Here is a 16,805-nt window from a genome sequence, read left to right on the forward strand (position 1 = left end):
GCCGAGACGGGGGCGTGCGCGCCCCTGCATCCGGAACGATGCCCATGACACGTCTGCCTCCTTCGCTACTGCCGATCGCGGCTATTTTCGTCCTCCCCGCCCTCGTTTTGGCCGACGGGGCGGGCGATGCGACGTGGCGCGAATTGTCGGACGTGCATCTGAACGTGGTTCCACGGACACAGGAGGAGCGTGCACGGGTCGCAGCCATCGCCGCCGCCCCCACCGACTTCTCCGTCCCTTGGCCGTTCGAGGAGAATTCCGGCGGTGCGCAGACCGTTCGGGCGCGGGGCACGGCGGATGCGTTCTCGCAACCCGCCGCCAACCTGACCTTTGCGCAGGAACTGGATTTCCGCGTCGGCAACGGGATGTTCCGCCGGCTATGGGTTTCGGCCCCCGCTTCGACGCTGGCGTCCGACGGCCTGGGTCCGCTCTACAATGCGCGGTCCTGTCAGCGCTGCCACCTGAAGGACGGTCGCGGCCATCCGCCCGAGGGGCCCGACGATACCGCGGTGTCCATGGTGCTGCGTGTGTCGGTCCCGGCGCCCGATCCTGCGGCGTTGGAGCACTACATCAAGGGCGCGCATGCGACGGTGGCCGAGCCCACCTATGGCACGCAGTTGCAGGATTTCAGCCTGCCCGGCCATGCGCCGGAATATCGGTTGGCGGTGGAATACGAGGAAGTCGAGGTTCCGCTGTCGGGCGGCGAGGTGGCGACGCTGCGCCGCCCGACCTACGAAGCCGCCGATCTGGGCTACGGTCCGCTGGCTGCCGATGCGATGCTCAGCCCCCGTATCGCGCCGCAGATGATCGGTATGGGCCTGCTGGAAGCAATTCCGGTCGAGGAAATTCTGGCGCGCGCCGATCCCGACGATGCCGATGGCGACGGCATTTCCGGACGGGCGCAGGTCGTGTGGTCCGACGTCCACGACCGGCCGATGCTGGGCCGCTTCGGGCACAAGGCGGGCAATCCTTCGGTTCTGGAGCAGACGGCCAGCGCCTTCGCGGGCGATATCGGCATCTCCAACCCGATCCATCGGGCCGGATCGGGCGAATGCACGGATCTGCAGACGGATTGCACCGCCGCGCTCGATGGCAGCGACCCCGAACAGGGCGGCTTCGAGATCGATCAGGTGGGTCTCGACCTCGTGGAGTTCTACAGCCGCACGCTCGCCGTTCCCGCGCGGCGCGATGTGGGCGACCCGGAGGTTCTGCGCGGTCGGGAGGTATTCTTCGAGACCGGCTGTTCCTCCTGCCATCAGCCCAATCACGTGACGCACAGACTGGACGGCGACGACCCGGCGAGCTTCCAGTTGATCTGGCCCTACACGGATCTGCTGCTGCACGACATGGGGCCGGGTCTGGCCGACAACCGTCCCGAAGGGCGCGCCGACGGGCGGGAATGGCGGACGGCCCCGCTCTGGGGGATCGGGATGACGGAGACGGTTTCCGGCCACACCAATTTCTTGCATGACGGTCGTGCGCGGTCGCTTCTGGAGGCGGTGCTTTGGCATGGCGGGGAGGCGCAGGCGGCGCGCGATGCCGTGATGGATCTGCCGCCCGTCGATCGCGCCGCACTGATCCGATATCTGGAGAGCCTATGAAACGATTTGGCGCAATTGCCCTTTCCGTCTGTCTGGCGGGGCCTGCATCGGCGGATGTGGACGCGGCGCTCGACCGGCACATCCTGCCGGGGCTCGATGCCTTTGCCGACGCCGCGGCAAAGCTGGAGCGGGAGACTGCCGAGGATTGCCGGGCCGAGGCCTTGCGGCCCGCCTGGAATGCGGCGTTCGACGCATGGACGCAGATCGGGGACCTCAGGATCGGCCCGTCCGAGACCGGCGCCCTGTCGATCGCTTTCTGGCCCGACGCGCGGGGGTTCACGCCGCGCACGCTGTCGCGCCTCGTGGCCGAGAGCGATCCGATCGTCTTTGATCCCGCTGCCTATTCCGATGTGTCGATCGCGGCCCGTGGTCTCTACGCGCTGGAGATGCTGATCCACGATCCGGCATTCGCGGATTACGGAAGGGACAGCTACGGCTGCGCACTGGCGCGGGCCATTTCGAGCGACCTTGCCGGGCAGGCGGCGCGGCTTGAGCAGGCGTGGGAGGAGGCGTTCGCCGAGACGCTGCGAACCGCCGGTGCGCCCGACAACGCCATCTATCTCGACGAAGACGAAGCCTTTCGGGCGCTCTACACCCAGATCCTGTCGTCGCTGGACTTTACGGCGGAGCAGCGGCTCGGCCGCCCGATGGGCGAGTTCGACCGACCCCGTCCGACACGGGCCGAGGCCTGGCGCTCCGGCCGCAGCCTGCGCAACGCGGTTCTCGCGGTCGATGCCGCGCATGCCTTGGCCAAGGTGCTGGCGGACTGGCCGCTGCCCGAAACGGATGCGGCGGTGGCGCGTGTGCACGAGGCCGCGGCGCATATCGACGACCCGTCGTTTCAGGACCTGACCAATCCGCAAGGCCGGCTTCGGGCCGAGGTCCTTCAGCAGGCCGTTCGCGGCGTTCGCGCGAGCCTCGAGACCGAAACCGGCGCCCGGCTGGGCATTACACCCGGCTTCAACTCTCGGGACGGAGATTGATTGCATGACGACCCGTCGCGGCTTTCTGGCATCGCTCCTCGCCGCGGGGACGGCGCCGCGATTGGGGTGGGCGGCGGTTGGCCGTCCGTCTTACCTTGCCGCCGCGCGCGAGAGGGACGGCAGTTTCGCGCTCTATGGTCTGAATGACGGCGGTGCGGCGACCTTCCGCGTCCCCCTTCCGGCGCGCGGTCATGCCGGTGCGGGGCATCCAACCCGCGCTGAGGCGGTGGCCTTCGCCCGCAGGCCCGGCACCTTCGCGCTGGTCCTCGACTGCGCGACCGGTGCCGTGCGTCACCGGCTGACGCCTCCGCGGAACCGGCAATTCAACGGTCACGGTGCGTTCGCCGATGACGGGGCGGTGCTTCTCACCAGCGAGCAGCGCAGCGACACGAGCGATGGTGTGATCGGCCTCTGGGACGTCGCCGCGGGATATGTCCGGATCGGGGAGATGCCGTCGGGCGGGGTCGGGCCCCACGACATGCGCCTGCTGCCGGAGGGGGAAACGCTGGTCGTCGCGAATGGCGGGATCGCAACCGACCCGTCGGACCGCACCAAGCTGAACGTGCCGACGATGCGGCCGAACCTGACCTATCTCAACCGAGGCGGTGCGATTCTCGAGCGGGTCGCGCTCGCGCCCGACCTGTCGCGGAATTCGATCCGCCATCTCGCAATCCGCAAGGATGGGCTGGTCGGCTTCGCGATGCAGTGGGAGGGGGAGAGTGACGCGGCCGCGCCCCTGCTCGGGCTGCATCGGCAGGGCGGGGCGCCCGTGCTCGCCGAAGCGCCCCTGTCCCACGAGATTGCCATGCAGGGCTATGCCGGCAGCGTTGCGTTCGACGGATCCGGCGCGGAGATCGCCATCAGTTCGCCGCGTGGGGGGCGGGTGCACAGATTCTCGGCCGAGGGGGCTTTCCTCGGCGCCGTCTCGCGCTCCGACGTCTGCGGTCTGGCGACGCGGAACGGAGGCTATTTGGCGAGTGACGGGCTGGGCGGCCTGCTCTCCATCGCGGGGGCGGAGCCGCACCTCCTCGGTCGGCACGATTGTGCCTGGGATAATCACATCGTCACCCTGTGAGTGACGGCAGGGGCCGCGTTCGATCGGCCCCGCATGGCGCGTCCGCAGGTCCGGCTGCTGCATTGACCCCGCCGCGCCGGCCGTTGCATCACCGCGACAAACGAGAGGTGGCAGAGCATGACCGGCATGAAAATCTCCGAGCGGTCGCGGGTCGACCCGTTCATCGTCATGGATGTTATGGAGCGAGCGCGCGCCGCCGAAGCGGCGGGCCGGTCGGTGATCCACATGGAGGTAGGGCAGCCCGGAACGCCCGCCCCGGCCGCCGCGCGCACCGCGCTTGCCGCCGCGATGGAGGCTGGCCCGCTCGGCTATACCGTCGCGCTTGGCCTCCCGGAGCTGCGAGCGCGGATCGCGCGGCTTTACGCCGAATGGTACGGGATCGACCTTGACCCTGCGCGGGTGGTGGTGACCTCCGGCTCCTCGGCAGGGTTTCTGCTGGCCTTCACGGCGCTGTTCGACGCGGGCGACAAGGTCGGGCTGGGCCTTCCCGGCTATCCGTCCTACCGCCAGATCCTGCGCGCCCTGAGCCTCGAGGCGGTCGGGATCGAGACGGCGCCGGAGAACCGGTTTCAGCCCGTGGCGGGCGACCTGCCCGAGGATCTCGCCGGGCTGATCGTCGCCTCGCCCGCCAACCCGACCGGCACGATGCTGGACCGGGGCGCGATGGCGGCGTTGATCGACGCCTGCGCCGCGCAGGGGACGCGCTTTGTCAGCGACGAGATCTATCACGGCATCGACTACGGCACGCGCGCGGTGTCGGCGCTGGAAGTTTCGGACGACGTTTACGTCATCAACTCCTTCTCCAAGTTCTTCTCGATGACGGGCTGGCGGATCGGCTGGATGGTGGTGCCGCCGGACCACGTCCGCGCCATCGAACGGCTGGCGCAGAACCTGTTCATCTGCGCCCCGCATGCAAGCCAGATCGCGGCGCTTCACGCGATGGACGCCGAGGAGGAACTTGCGGCAAACCTGTCCGTCTATGCCCGTAACCGGAAACTCATGCTCGACGGGCTGCCGCGCGCGGGTTTCGACCGGATCGCCCCGCCGGACGGCGCGTTCTACGTGTATGCGGATGTCGGCGACCTGACGGATGACAGCCTGCGTTTCGCCTCCGAGATCCTCGACAAGGCCGGTGTCGCGGTCACGCCCGGTCTCGATTTCGACCCGAACCGCGGGGGGCGAACCCTGCGGTTCAGCTATGCGCGCGCGACGGCCGATATCGAGGAAGGGCTGGTGCGGCTGCGAGAGTTCATGGCGGCGCGATGATCCGGGCGGCGCTCCTTGCGCTGGCGATGACTGCGCCCGCATTCGCCGAGGTGGCGACGCTGACCGGTGTCGCGGCGGATCGCGGCTGGAGCGGGGCGAACATCGATCTGACGCTCGACCGGGAGGTGCCGTGGCGCGTCTTCGTCGAGGCGGCCCCCCCGCGCCTGGTGCTCGATACGGCCGAGGTGGATTGGGCGGGGCTGGATCCCGCGCATCTGTCGGAGGTCGGCGCGGTGCGGGTCGGCCGGCTTCGCCCCGGCTGGTCGCGTCTCGTGGTGATGCTGGACGAGCCGATGGGCGTCGAACGCGCCTGGATGGAGACGGGCATGCAGGGCGCGCGCATCCGGGTGGAGCTTTGGGAGGGCGAGGGCGCCACGGGGCCGCGCGTCCCTTGGGTGGGGGAGGTCGCGCCAGACCCCTTGCCCTCCACGCCGCGCTCCCGGCAGGACGGAACGCGCCCGCTGGTCGTGGCTCTCGACCCCGGTCACGGCGGCGTCGATCCCGGCGCGGAGCGCGACGGCGTGAACGAGGCGGACCTGATGCTCGGCTTCGCGCGCGAGTTGGCCGCCGCGCTGCGCCGGGCGGGACACGAGGTCGTGCTGACACGGGATGACGATGTTTTTCTTGGGCTTCGGGGCCGGTCCTCGGTCGCGCGCGCGGCGGGGGCGGATCTGATGATTTCCCTCCATGCCGACGCGGTGGCGGGCGGGGGCGCCGAGGGGGCAACGGTCTACACATTGAACGAGACGGCGCCGGACGCGCTGAGTGCGGAGATCGTCCAGCGTCAGGCGCGCGACGATCTGCTTCTTGGCGCTGTGCTGGCGGAGCCGGGGGATGAGATCGCGCGCCTCCTCGTGGAGATGGCGCGCACGGAGACGGCGCCCCGGTCGGACCGGCTGGCCGATGCGCTGGTCGGTGCACTGGGCGAGGCGGGCGTCCGCCTGCACAAGCGGCCCCGGCTGGGCGCGGCCTTCACCGTGCTCAAGGCGCCCGACATCCCGTCGGTCCTTCTGGAGCTTGGCTTCATGTCGGACCCGCGGGATCTTGCCAATATCCGCTCGCCCCAGTGGCGGGCGCGGACGATCGAGGCGGTGGTGCGCGGCGTTGCCGGATGGGCCGAGGCGGATGCTGCGGAGGCGGCGCTTTTACGGCGTTGAAGTTACTCGGGGCTGTCGAGGCGCGGCGTCTTTTGATGTGCTGGTGAAGAAGGCCCATCAGGCGTGACATCGGCTGCGTAAAAGGCTTCGTTAAAGCGGCGAAAGCGCGCAGAGCGGACATGCCCTCGGGCCACGTCTTGTCTTGGCGTGGTGAGAGGCGCCGGAGTCGTTGAGGATGGAAGGGCGTCGACGCACTCGTCGGCATCCAGCCCACGGCGACCTGCTCGTGAGCGCCACCGATGCATCTAAGCACGTCCACCGCGCCGACAGTCGGCAGGCGTGAAACCCGCTAGGCCAGAATCTCCTGATCCTGAGGGCGACGCGCTGCGCGAACTCGTTCAATATCTGTCGGCGATCGGCGGCACGTCGCCATGTTGTGAACTCTCCGCGCTTTGACCCGGGTCGGGGTGCCGCGTATAGGGGTGGGGCCGCGAACCTGCCGCGGCAGAGGGATGCCACATGCTGAAACCCATGCTCCGGAAATCGGGATCCGTAATGCTGCGCGGCCTGCAGCGAACGATGATGTTCGTGCTGTCGGTGATTGGCGGCGTCTTTTCGGCCGCGACGCTCGGTGTGATCGTCGTGGCTCTTGGTATCGGCGGCGTTTTGTGGATGTACGGCCGGGACCTGCCCAACCACGAGCAGCTGTCGCAATATACCCCGCCGACGATCAGCCGGATCTATTCGGGCGAGGGACGCCTGATGGACGAGTTCGCGCGCGAGCGGCGTCTTTTCGCGCCCGCCGAAGAAATCCCCGATCTCGTCAAGCAAGCTTTCATCTCCGCCGAGGACAAGAACTTCTACCTGCATGCGGGTTACGATCCGGTGGGCATGGTCGCGGCCGCGCTGGACGCGGCGCAGGGTGCGCGGCTGCGCGGGGCATCGACGATCACGCAGCAGGTGATGAAGAACTTCCTGCTGTCCTCGGATCGGTCGGCCGAGCGCAAGGTCAAGGAGATCATCCTCGCCAGCCGCGTTGAGGAGGCGCTGAGCAAGGAGGACATTCTCGAACTCTACCTCAACGAGATCTTTCTCGGCCAGAACAGCTACGGCGTGGCCGCGGCCGCGCAGACCTACTTCAACAAGACGCTGGCCGATCTGACGCTGGAAGAAGCGGCCTACCTCGCCATCTTGCCCAAGGCGCCCTCGGATTATCACCCTGTCCGGCAGGCGGAGCGCGGCATCGAGCGGCGCAACTATGTGCTGCGCCAGATGTGGGAGAACGGCTACATCACGCAGGCGGAGATGCAGCGCGCGCAGCAGACGCCGCTTCTGACCGTGCAATCCGGGCACTACCCGCCCTTCCGGGCGGCCCTGCCGCCGCGCGACTACTTCACCGACGAAATCCGCCGCCAGCTGACCGCCGATTTCGGCGAGGAGGCATTTTTCACGCAGGGCTTCTCGGTCCGCGCGACGGTCGATCCCGAAATGCAGGTGGTCGCGGCGCAGGCGTTGCAGAATGCGCTTGAGGAGTACGATCGCTCGTTAGGCATCTGGCGCGGCACCGGAGAGACGATTCCGGTCGAGACGCTGGACGATGCGGCCGAATGGCGCGCGGCCTTGGCCGGTGCCGACGTGGCCCGGGATATCGACCTCGACAATCGCTGGTTCCCGGCGGTGGTGCTCGGGGTCGAGGAGCAGTCTCTGGAGCTGGGTGTCGAGGACATCTCCGAGACCGTCTCCGTTCCGAGGGAGGACATCGCCTGGCTGCGCGGCGACTTCTTCGACAATTTCGAGCGGGGCGATGTCGTTCATGTCCGCCGGATGACGGATGATGAGGACAACACCCTGATCCGCTGGTCGTTGCGACAGGTGCCCGAGGTGGAGGGCGGCTTCATGGCGATGGACGTCAATACCGGCCGCGTTCTGGCGATGCAGGGCGGGTTTTCCTACCAGCATTCGGTGTTCAACCGCGCCACGCAGGCCACGCGGCAGCCGGGATCGAGCTTCAAGCCGTTCGTCTATGCGGCGGCTTTGGATTCAGGATACCAGCCGAACACGATCGTCGTGGACGCGCCCATCGAGATCGATCAGGGCAACGGCGAGATCTGGCGCCCGAAGAACGCGTCCAACAGGTTCTACGGGCCTTCGCCGCTGCGGACGGGGATCGAGCGGTCGCGCAACCTGATGACGGTGCGTCTGGCGCAGGATGTGGGCATGACGACCGTCGGCTCCTATGCGGAGCGGTTCGGGGTCTACGACCGGATGAACCGGCTTCTGGCCAATGCCTTGGGAAGCCAGGAAACGACGCTGTACAAGATGGTCGCCGCCTACGCGATGTTCGCCAATGGCGGCGAGCGGGTGGAGCCGACGCTGGTGGACCGGATTCAGGATCGCTACGGGCGCACGGTGTACAAGCACGATCAGCGGACCTGCGACGATTGCGAGCGGTTTTCCACGCTGCCCCCCGGAACCGCTCCGCGTATCGTGTCGAACCGCGACCGGGTAATGGACCCGATCACCGCCTATCAGCTGACCTCGATGATGACCGGTGTCGTCGAGCGCGGAACGGCCTCCCGGTCAATCGATCTGCCGGTTCCGATCGCGGGCAAGACCGGCACAACCAACGATTCCAAGGACGTCTGGTTCGTCGGCTTCTCCTCGACGATCGCAGCGGGCTGCTACATCGGCTACGACAGGCCTCGTTCGCTGGGTCCCAATGCATCGGGCGGCGGCACCTGCGGACCTGTGTTCCAGGAGTTCATGGCGAAGGCGATCGAGAAATACGGCGGCGGTGAATTCGCGGTGCCCGAGGGCGGATATTTCGTGAAGATCGATCGCTACACCGGCGCGCGCCTGCCCGATTCCGCGACCGGTGAAAACGTGGTGTCGGAATATTTCCGTGAGGGCGACGACGGCTTCATCGGCGCGGGTTCCGGCACCGTCATCGACGGGGGCTTCGCCATGGCGGCGGACCTGCCTCTGTTCGGACGCGGCGAGGGCGATGACGAGGCTCCGGCCGAGCAGGCGCGCGAGGTCGAGACGTCGACCGGCCGCAGCGTGACCGTGCCCGGCCGGGCGACCTTCGGCACGCTGAGTTCGGGCGGCCTGTACTGACCGCCCGACGGCGACATCCGAAGAGTGGGGGGACAGGTCGCGTCGCGATGACCTGTCCGCCATCGCTCAATCCGCTGCGGTGAATGTCGTGCCCGCCAGCGGGCCGCAATCTCCGTCCACTTCAGGCGCCGTCAGAGCGAAGCCGTCGGTCCGGTTTTCCAGCATGCAGGTCAGCGGGAAGGACACGTTTCCGCTCAGGTCGCCCTCCGGCTCCGACAGGATCAGGAGACCGGCTTCCTCCACGAACTGCCCGGACACGTTCTCGTCGCTGGCGGTGTTCTCCATGCGGAAAGTTCCGTCCTCGGCGAACGTGGCGCTGATCTCACCGCTTTCGTAGGTGCCGGGGGCGACGGAAACGGACTGCGCTCCGACGATCGGCGCATCTTCCGCGGCTTCGAGCGTGCCGAGCGACGTGTCGGTTTCGTCTGCCGCTTCGTCGGTCTGTTCGGAGAGAAGTTGCTCTCCTTCGGCCGCGCCCTCGTCCTGCGCCTCTTCGAGAGTAGCGGTGATGCGCTGCTCGATCTGCGCCAGTTCATCGCCACGCTGGGACAGCAACTGCGTCAGCTGCGTCAACTCTGTCTGCACCTGCGCACGCTGCTCCTGCGCGGCGGCGGTGTCCGTCTCAAGCGTGTCGCGTCGCGCGGTCAGGTCGGCGATCTCGGATTCGAGTTCGGATTGCGTCTCCTCCAAGGCGGCGCGCTCGTCGCGTGCATCCTGCAGGAGTTGCTGAAGGTCGGTTTCCGCGCTGCGGGCTTCTTGTGTGCGGGTTTCCGCGTCGGCGAGTTCCTGCGCCATGCCCGCGGCCTCGCCTTGCATCTCGGCCAGCGTCTCGCGAAGTTGCGCTTCCTGCGCGCGGGCTTCCTGCAGCCGCGATCCGACGGCGGCGAGTTCATCGAGCTGCTCGGTCAGGCGCGTCTCCGTCTGCGTCAACCGCTCGGTCCGCTCCGAAAGCGTCTGCTCCAGGCGATCGGCCTCTGCGCGGATATCTTCCAGCGCAGTGCTTTCCTCGGCCACAATGGCCACGAGGCGGTCACGCTCACTTTCGGCAGCTTCCGTCTCCGAAAGTGCAACTTCGCGCCGGGAGGTAAGATCGGCGAGTTCCGTGTCGAATGCGCTCTGCATCTCGCTGCGTTGCGTGGCCAGTTCGGCGAGCGACGCGTCCGTCTCGGCAATGCGCATCCGAACGGTTTCCAGCTCACCCGACGACGCTTCAAGCGCGGCCAATGCTTCGGCCACCTGCAGCCGCTCCGTCTCCTCGGTCTCAAGGCGGGTCGTGTAGTCCTGCTGCATCGAGGTGCGGTCCACCGCCAGCCAGATGATCACGATCGCCGCCAGCACGAGGGCTCCCACGAGCCCGATCGTGACCCAAGTTCCCCTGTCTTTCCCCATGTTCGCTCTCCGATTTGAGTCCGCGGCCTTCTCCGGCCCTTCTGGCGTCAACGCATGGAACCCGGAACAGGATCCGTGGGCGGCCACCTTGCCGTACATCTGTACAGGGTTTAGGTCACTGAACGACCCCAGAACGTCACGGTGATCCCTTGCGCGCAGAAGTCCAGAACAACGTCGAGTCCATCGAAAAGTCGGTGGCGCTTCTCAAGCGCCGCCTCGACTGGGAAACGGCCGCGCATCGGATGGAGGAATTCGATGCGATGATCGAGGATCCCACCCTCTGGGACGATCCCGCGCGCGCGCAGAAGCTCATGCGTGACCGGCAGGCGCTCAAGGACGGGATCGAGGCCATCGAGACGCTGGAGCGCGAGACCCGCGACAATTTCGAGATGATCGAGTTGGGCGAGGCGGAGGGCGATGCCGAGGTGGTCACCGAGGCCGAGGCCGCGCTTGCCCGTCTCGTGGACGTTGCGGCGGAAAAGGAGCTGGACGCCCTGCTCGACGGTGAGGCGGACGGAAACGATACCTTCCTCGAGATCAATGCGGGCGCCGGCGGCACGGAAGCCTGCGACTGGGCCGAGATGCTTCAGCGCATGTATGTCCGCTGGGCCGGCAAGCGCGGCTTCGATGTCGATCTGCAGTCCCAGGAGGCCGGGGGCGAGGCGGGCATCAAGTCCGCCGTCTACAAGATTAGCGGCAAGAACGCCTATGGTTGGCTCAAGTCGGAGAGCGGCGTGCACCGGCTGGTGCGCATCTCGCCTTTCGGCAAGGGCACTCGTGAGACATCGTTCGCGTCGGTCTGGGTCTATCCTGTGGTGGATGACAACATCGAGATCGAGGTGAGCCCCTCGGATATCCGCATCGACACCTACCGCTCATCCGGGGCGGGCGGACAGCACGTCAACACGACCGACTCGGCGGTTCGGATCACGCACGCCCCGACCGGAATCGTCGTGACGTCGTCCGAGAAGTCGCAGCACCAGAACCGCGACATCGCGATGAAGGCGCTGAAATCCCGGCTCTACCAGATGGAGCTTGACCGCCGGCACGCCGAGATCAACGCCGCGCACGAGGCCAAGGGCGATGCCGGATGGGGCAATCAGATCCGGTCCTACGTGCTGCAACCTTACCAGATGGTGAAGGATCTGCGCACGGGCTTCGAGACGTCCGATACCGGCGGCGTGCTGGATGGCGATCTCGATGGTGTGATGGCGAGCGTACTGGCCTCCGATGCGAGCGGCAAGAGCCGGGCGGACGCGACCTCGGAGACCTGAGGCGCGGCTCTTGGGTGCGTGATTGCGTGGCGTGGTCGGGGCAGTCAGCTTACTTGGATCAGCTTGAGTTGATCTCCGTGAGAAGCTTACGACTCTTGTCGCGTGGCTCAGGTGCTTCCCGAACGGCTGTGACGATTGCGTTCAATGCCATTCGGGAAGCGTTCAGGGGCGGTGCTTCCACCGCCCCCGAAGATCAGGCGCGACGGCTGCCCCAGCGGCGGAAACCGGCGAATGCCGCAAGCCCGCCCATCAACAGGGGAAGACCGGCCGGCAGCGGCGTCGGGACGATTTCGACATCGTATTCAATGTAGTACCCGGTCATGCTGTCGAATTTCATACCGGCCAAGGTAAGGCTGTCTGGCCAATCTGTTGCAAAACCCGCCCGATTATTAGATAAGCCCTGAGACCAATTGTACATATCTGTAGCCTCAATGTTGAAATCTGTCGCGGAAGCGGTGCCAAAGACCCAAGTGTTATCAAAAACTCCGTTCCAGTCGCCGGGAGCCAGCAGAGTTTGGCCACAGAACCACAGAAAATTGCTTAAGTTTCCGCCGCAACCGACCGGCGCGCCAACACTAAGTTCAATCCGGCCACGAAGGGCGCCTGTCTCGAACGGAGCCTCTATGGGCGCATCTAGCAAGCGTGAAAGCTCGATTAGATTTCGTGTCGGCAACGCACTGGAATCGCAGCGCAGATCTCCTGATCCTCCCCAACAATCGCCTTCCAGGGATACACCAGCTGGAACGGAAGCATACGGGGCTAGAGAAAAATATGTCGCATCATACATGCGCAACTTTGTTGGCGTGAGCTTTAGCAGGCTGCTGAAAAAGTCTTGAGTGCCCATCTTCGACTCCTACGACGACACATCATATCGGTTTTGGAAGCGCCTGCGCACAATATCTTGTCATCCCTTCGAGACGGCTGATGCAGTTCGTCGAGGTCCATTTCCTTTTTCAGCAGCCTGTTAGATCAAACTCGAATGTCTGCGTCGAGGCCGAGGCTGCCGTGGCGACCCAGAGCGATGCAATGAAATAAAAAAACCATGTCGAAAAACGTCTCATTGGTCGTACCTTGCTGTAAGATTTAAAAGAAGTGGCTCTTAATGGCGCGGTGCTCCTTGATTGCGCCGATCATCCGCGCCGCTTTCGCAGCGCCGCAGATCTCGAAGGTGGTGGCATGCCCGAAGGCGCTGCCGACCGGATTAGTTGTTGGCTGAACGGTTCGCGCTTCTGCGGCTTGCGACGCGTGTACGCCCCCCTCCGCGGTTCGGCCTGCCGTCTGGAAGATTTAGGGCAGAGGGCGGAGGCTGACATTACGGTCGTAACGTCGAAACGCGCACCGCACCGCGGCCGCTGAGGACTGACTGATATTCCCGTCACGTCGGCATGGCCGAACCGGATGCTTCGGCGGAGGCGCAGCGACACTGCAAATGGTGGCGGCCGCATCGCCAGTGATCATCCGCGCAGGAATCCAAGAATCCGCTCTGCATAGGTTGCTCCGCTGATCTGCTGCCGTTGGACAGGCAAAGCATATCCGCAACCGCACCCCGGTTCCTACCAGTTTGTTAATGGATTATTAACTTTTACTGACTTCGGGGTCCGCGGAAGCCGGTCTGTCTGATCTGGCGACCGACTCAAGAAGGCGCGCCGCGACGGCCGCGCCGTCCTCCTCTCCGACCTGCTCCGCCACCTCCGCGGCATGAGCATAGTCGAACTGGTCGAGCAGGATCCTCAGCGCCGCCATCCCGCGTTCCGCCGTGAACCTCCGCACCGGGATCGTCGCGGCAACCTTCAGCAATACGAGACGTGCGGCATTGTCCGGCTGATCTCCTCCGACGGGGCAGACGAGTTGCGGGCGCCCCGCGCGCACCGCCTCGGCCGTGGTGCCGATGCCGCCATGGTGGATGACGGCCGCCGCGCGTGGGAAGAGCGGGGCATGCGCTGCATACGATAAGGGAAGAAGGTCGTCGCCCTTCGGGACCGGAACCTGTCCGTGCAGCAGGACGGCACGAAGCCCCATCGCGCGAGCCAGACGCACGGCCTCTTCCCAGAAGCGGACGCCCCCTTGGCCTTGTGCAATGCTGCCCAGCGTCACCACCAGAGGCGGCGGGCCTGCGTCAAGCCAAGTCCGGACGTCATGCGTCAAGTCTCCGTCAGGCGCCGGCGGAAAGCCCGTGACCCGCAACTCCGGCGGCGCGTCGGCGGGCCGTTGTGCGAATGTGTGCGACCACAGGCCGAGGCGCAGCGGCACATCAGGGTTGCCGGGATCGATCAGCGGCGTGCCCCGGTGAGGGGGCAGGTCCAGATCGGCCCGCACCCGTCGGAGCGGGCCCGCGTGGCGGTGCTTCAGCACTTGGCGCCCGATGGCTAGGTAAAAGCGGTTCCAGGCGCGCCCCGTCCGGCTTTGCGGGCTGTGGATGACCGGTCCCAGGTTCCGGCCGGTCGGGCCGTCGGTGGCGGAGAGCAGCATCATCGGTTGCAGGATCAGCGGCACGAAAGGCAAGCCCGCGCGTTCCGCCGCGAGAGGGGCATGGAGCGCGAAACTCGTCCCCGCGATGCAGGCCGCGCCTTGGGCCAACTCGCCGAACTGCGCCACAAGCTGCGGCAGCATCGGGATCATCACGCGGTTCAGCATGGGCGACGGGTCGCGGAAGATCGATGCGGCAACCTCGTCCGGAGACAGGTTCAGCCTCTCGCACACCTCCGCCTGCGTGGGTCCGACGGGCACCGCCGGCAGGCCCCAGCGGCGCGCCATGTCGCAATTGTCCGGGGGCAGGGCGAGACGGCATTCCACGCCCGTCTTTTCGAGCGCACGCGCGACCGATAAAACGGGGAAGAGATCGCCGAGGGAGCCGAGTGCCGTGAGGACGATGGCCCGGCGACGGGACCGGGGCATGCGTCCCTCCAGCCCCGGAAGACGCGAAACCCCGCTCCATTGGAGGGGCGGGGTTTTGCTGTCATTCGTCATTCGTGTCGGGGCGCCGGAGCGTCAGCCTTGCTGATCGGCGGTCGGTCGCGGCTGGGCATTGGCCTGCGGCGCCTGCGACCGGCTGCTCGAGCCGAGCGGATCGTCCTGACGTTGCACCGCACCCTCGAAATGGGCGCCCGACTCGATGGCGATGGTCTTGTGGATGATGTCGCCCTCGACGCGTGCGGTCGAGGTCAGGCGGACCTTCAGGCCCCGCACCCGCCCGATGACGCGTCCGTTGACGACGATATCGTCCGCGACGCATTCGCCGCGTACGGTGGCGCCTTCGCCCACGGTCAGCAGGTGCGCCTCGATATTGCCCTCGACCTCACCCTCGATCTGGATGTCGCCCGCGCATTTCAAGTCGCCCTTCACCACGAGGTCCGAGGACAGGATTGATGGCGGCACCTTCTGCTTCATCGCGGAGGCCCCGGCCCCAAGTTCCAGCGCGGTCGGCTTGGAGGGCGGGTTGGGCGACGCCTGCGACCCCGAGGAGGGGGACTTGTCGCCGGAGCTGTCGCTCGGCTGGTTCATCTTCGATTTAGAAAACATCCTGACCTGCGCTTAAGAAGGTGTTCGGGTTCAAGGCCTGACCGCCGCGACGAACCTCGTAGTGCAGGTGTACGCCGGTCGACCGTCCGGTCGTTCCCATACCACCTAAGGTGTCCCCGCGCGAGACCCTTTGGCCGACCTTGACGCCGATGGTGTTGAGATGGGCGTAACGCGTCTCGAAGCCGAGCGCGTGCCGGATCTTGACCAGCTTGCCGTAGCCCGATTGCCAGCCCGCGAACGTGACCACGCCATCGGCCGTGGTGTGGATCGGGGTGTCCCGACCCGCGGCGAAGTCCATGCCCGAATGCATCCGGCCCCAGCGCGGGCCGAAGCCGGAGGTGCGGCGATGCGCGGAGCGGAGCGGATGCGCCAGCGGAATGGTCTCGGCGGCGAGGCGGTAGGCGTCGACCTCGTCGAGCTTGTCGAGAATGCGGTTCGCGCGTTCCGTCTCGATATCCGGGATCGCGCTGCCGCCGCGCGTGGAGATCACGACCGGCTCGAGGGGGCCGCCCTGGCCGGAATAGCCGCTGCGCACGGAACTGAGCAGCGCGTCCGACGAGATGCCGGCACGGCTGAACACCTTGTCCAGCGGCGCGAGCGAGGTCTCCAGCGCCTCCTCCAGCCGGGTGAAGATGCGATCGTTCCGCTCGGCCACAACCTCCGCCATCGTCTCCATCCGGGCGATCTCGGCATCCGCGCCTTCGGCCACGACCCGCGCCTCGTCCCGCTCGAGCGCCGTGGCGTCGAGCGCGTCGGCGAGCGCCAGTGCCGTGGTCGACCGGTCGGCGGCCAGCCGCTCGGCCTGCGCGGCGGCCTCGGGCGCATCCTCGATGCGCGCCATGAGTGTCTGGACCTCGTCGCGGGCCTCGTTACGCTCGCTCACCGTGCGGCGCAGCGTGCGCTGGATCACCTCGATGCCGGTCTCGAGCTCGCGCACCCGCTGCTCGGCGGCCAGAACGGTGCTCTGCATCTTCGAGACCTCGTCGAGGGCCGCGTAGAACCGGTTCAACGCCTGCTCCGCCTCGGCGGTGCGGCTGTCTCGCTCCTCCGAGATGGCGGCAAGGCGGGTCTCGTAGGCGGTGTAGGCGCGCGCGGTCTGGTCGCGGCTCGAGCCGGAGGAGATCGTTCCGATCAGGAAGAATGATGTCACCACGACCGTCCAGCCCAGAAACAGCGCCCCACCCGCCAGAACACCGGCCTGCATCAGCGGCCGCAGACGGACGAAGCGCGTTCCCTGTTCGGATTTCATGAACAGCCGCTGTTCCGGCAGATGCCGTTCGAGCCGCGCGTTGATCTTGTCCGACAGGCGTCGCTTCACGTCCGTTCCCCGTATCTGCCTGAGCGAGGCCGCCCGTGTGCGGCATGGCCTGCGGGGTGTTCTACCCTCGACGGCCGCCGTTTTCCGGCGATCTCGCTTCTGTGCGGCTTCTAGGTTTCACGAATGTTTGAAGCAACCGCGTCCGCCCGAAGCCCCATCGGCACGG

General features: G+C 66.7%; 12 protein-coding genes. 7 read left to right on the top strand and 5 right to left on the bottom strand.

Features of this window, described 5'->3' with window-relative positions; translation table 11 throughout:
* Window positions 1–38: 38 nt before the first annotated feature.
* The 6 genes from JSE7799_RS13790 to JSE7799_RS13815 all read left to right on the top strand — a co-directional run bounded on the left by JSE7799_RS13790 (window position 39) and on the right by JSE7799_RS13815 (window position 9,139).
* Window positions 39–1,601 (top strand): di-heme oxidoreductase family protein, encoded by a 1,563-nt coding sequence (locus JSE7799_RS13790; RefSeq protein ID WP_144431717.1) that lies wholly within the window; start codon window positions 39–41, stop codon window positions 1,599–1,601.
* On the top strand, window positions 1,598–2,584 hold the full coding sequence (locus JSE7799_RS13795; RefSeq protein WP_055664131.1) for an imelysin family protein: 987 nt from the start codon (window positions 1,598–1,600) through the stop codon (window positions 2,582–2,584). Before JSE7799_RS13790 ends, JSE7799_RS13795 begins: the two co-directional genes overlap by 4 nt.
* 4 nt (window positions 2,585–2,588) lie before the next feature.
* Complete coding sequence (locus tag JSE7799_RS13800; protein ID WP_055664132.1) at window positions 2,589–3,659, top strand: DUF1513 domain-containing protein; 1,071 nt, start codon at window positions 2,589–2,591, stop codon at window positions 3,657–3,659.
* A gap of 126 nt (window positions 3,660–3,785) precedes the next feature.
* A complete protein-coding gene (locus tag JSE7799_RS13805; RefSeq protein ID WP_055664161.1) occupies window positions 3,786–4,925 on the top strand; it encodes an aminotransferase class I/II-fold pyridoxal phosphate-dependent enzyme in 1,140 nt (379 codons plus the stop codon).
* A complete protein-coding gene (locus JSE7799_RS13810; protein WP_055664133.1) occupies window positions 4,922–6,082 on the top strand; it encodes an N-acetylmuramoyl-L-alanine amidase in 1,161 nt (386 codons plus the stop codon). Before JSE7799_RS13805 ends, JSE7799_RS13810 begins: the two co-directional genes overlap by 4 nt.
* A 519-nt stretch (window positions 6,083–6,601) precedes the next feature.
* Window positions 6,602–9,139 carry a penicillin-binding protein 1A gene (locus tag JSE7799_RS13815; protein WP_370736661.1) on the top strand — a complete coding sequence of 846 codons (2,538 nt, stop codon included), beginning with the start codon at window positions 6,602–6,604 and terminating at the stop codon, window positions 9,137–9,139.
* Window positions 9,140–9,205: 66 nt separating this feature from the next.
* Here JSE7799_RS13815 and JSE7799_RS13820 read toward each other — a convergent pair whose 3' ends face one another.
* Window positions 9,206–10,528 carry a coiled-coil domain-containing protein gene (locus JSE7799_RS13820; protein WP_055664134.1) on the bottom strand — a complete coding sequence of 441 codons (1,323 nt, stop codon included), beginning with the start codon at window positions 10,526–10,528 and terminating at the stop codon, window positions 9,206–9,208.
* Between the two features lie 149 nt (window positions 10,529–10,677).
* On the opposite strand from JSE7799_RS13820, the gene prfB reads away from it, so the two are divergent.
* A complete protein-coding gene (gene prfB, locus JSE7799_RS13825; RefSeq protein ID WP_055664135.1) occupies window positions 10,678–11,802 on the top strand; it encodes a peptide chain release factor 2 in 1,125 nt (374 codons plus the stop codon).
* A 193-nt stretch (window positions 11,803–11,995) separates the two neighbouring features.
* Here the strand turns inward: prfB and JSE7799_RS20615 are convergent, their stop codons facing one another.
* From JSE7799_RS20615 to JSE7799_RS13840, 4 genes are all read right to left on the bottom strand, one after another.
* Entirely contained in the window at window positions 11,996–12,646 is a 651-nt protein-coding gene (locus JSE7799_RS20615) for a VPLPA-CTERM sorting domain-containing protein (protein ID WP_144431718.1), read from the bottom strand.
* Between the two features lie 731 nt (window positions 12,647–13,377).
* Window positions 13,378–14,697: a glycosyltransferase gene (locus tag JSE7799_RS13830; RefSeq protein ID WP_055664136.1), complete on the bottom strand. Its 1,320-nt coding sequence runs from the start codon at window positions 14,695–14,697 to the stop codon at window positions 13,378–13,380.
* A gap of 93 nt (window positions 14,698–14,790) precedes the next feature.
* Window positions 14,791–15,321 carry a bactofilin family protein gene (locus tag JSE7799_RS13835; RefSeq protein WP_055664137.1) on the bottom strand — a complete coding sequence of 177 codons (531 nt, stop codon included), beginning with the start codon at window positions 15,319–15,321 and terminating at the stop codon, window positions 14,791–14,793.
* The gene (locus JSE7799_RS13840) at window positions 15,311–16,639 is read right to left on the bottom strand and encodes a M23 family metallopeptidase (protein ID WP_055664138.1); all 1,329 of its coding nucleotides are present in this window, start codon (window positions 16,637–16,639) and stop codon (window positions 15,311–15,313) included. The genes JSE7799_RS13835 and JSE7799_RS13840 overlap by 11 nt, the downstream gene beginning before the upstream one ends.
* Window positions 16,640–16,805 lie beyond the last annotated feature (166 nt).

The sequence above is a fragment of the Jannaschia seosinensis genome (assembly GCF_001408515.1).
GTDB classification, from domain to species: Bacteria; Pseudomonadota; Alphaproteobacteria; order Rhodobacterales; family Rhodobacteraceae; genus Jannaschia; species Jannaschia seosinensis.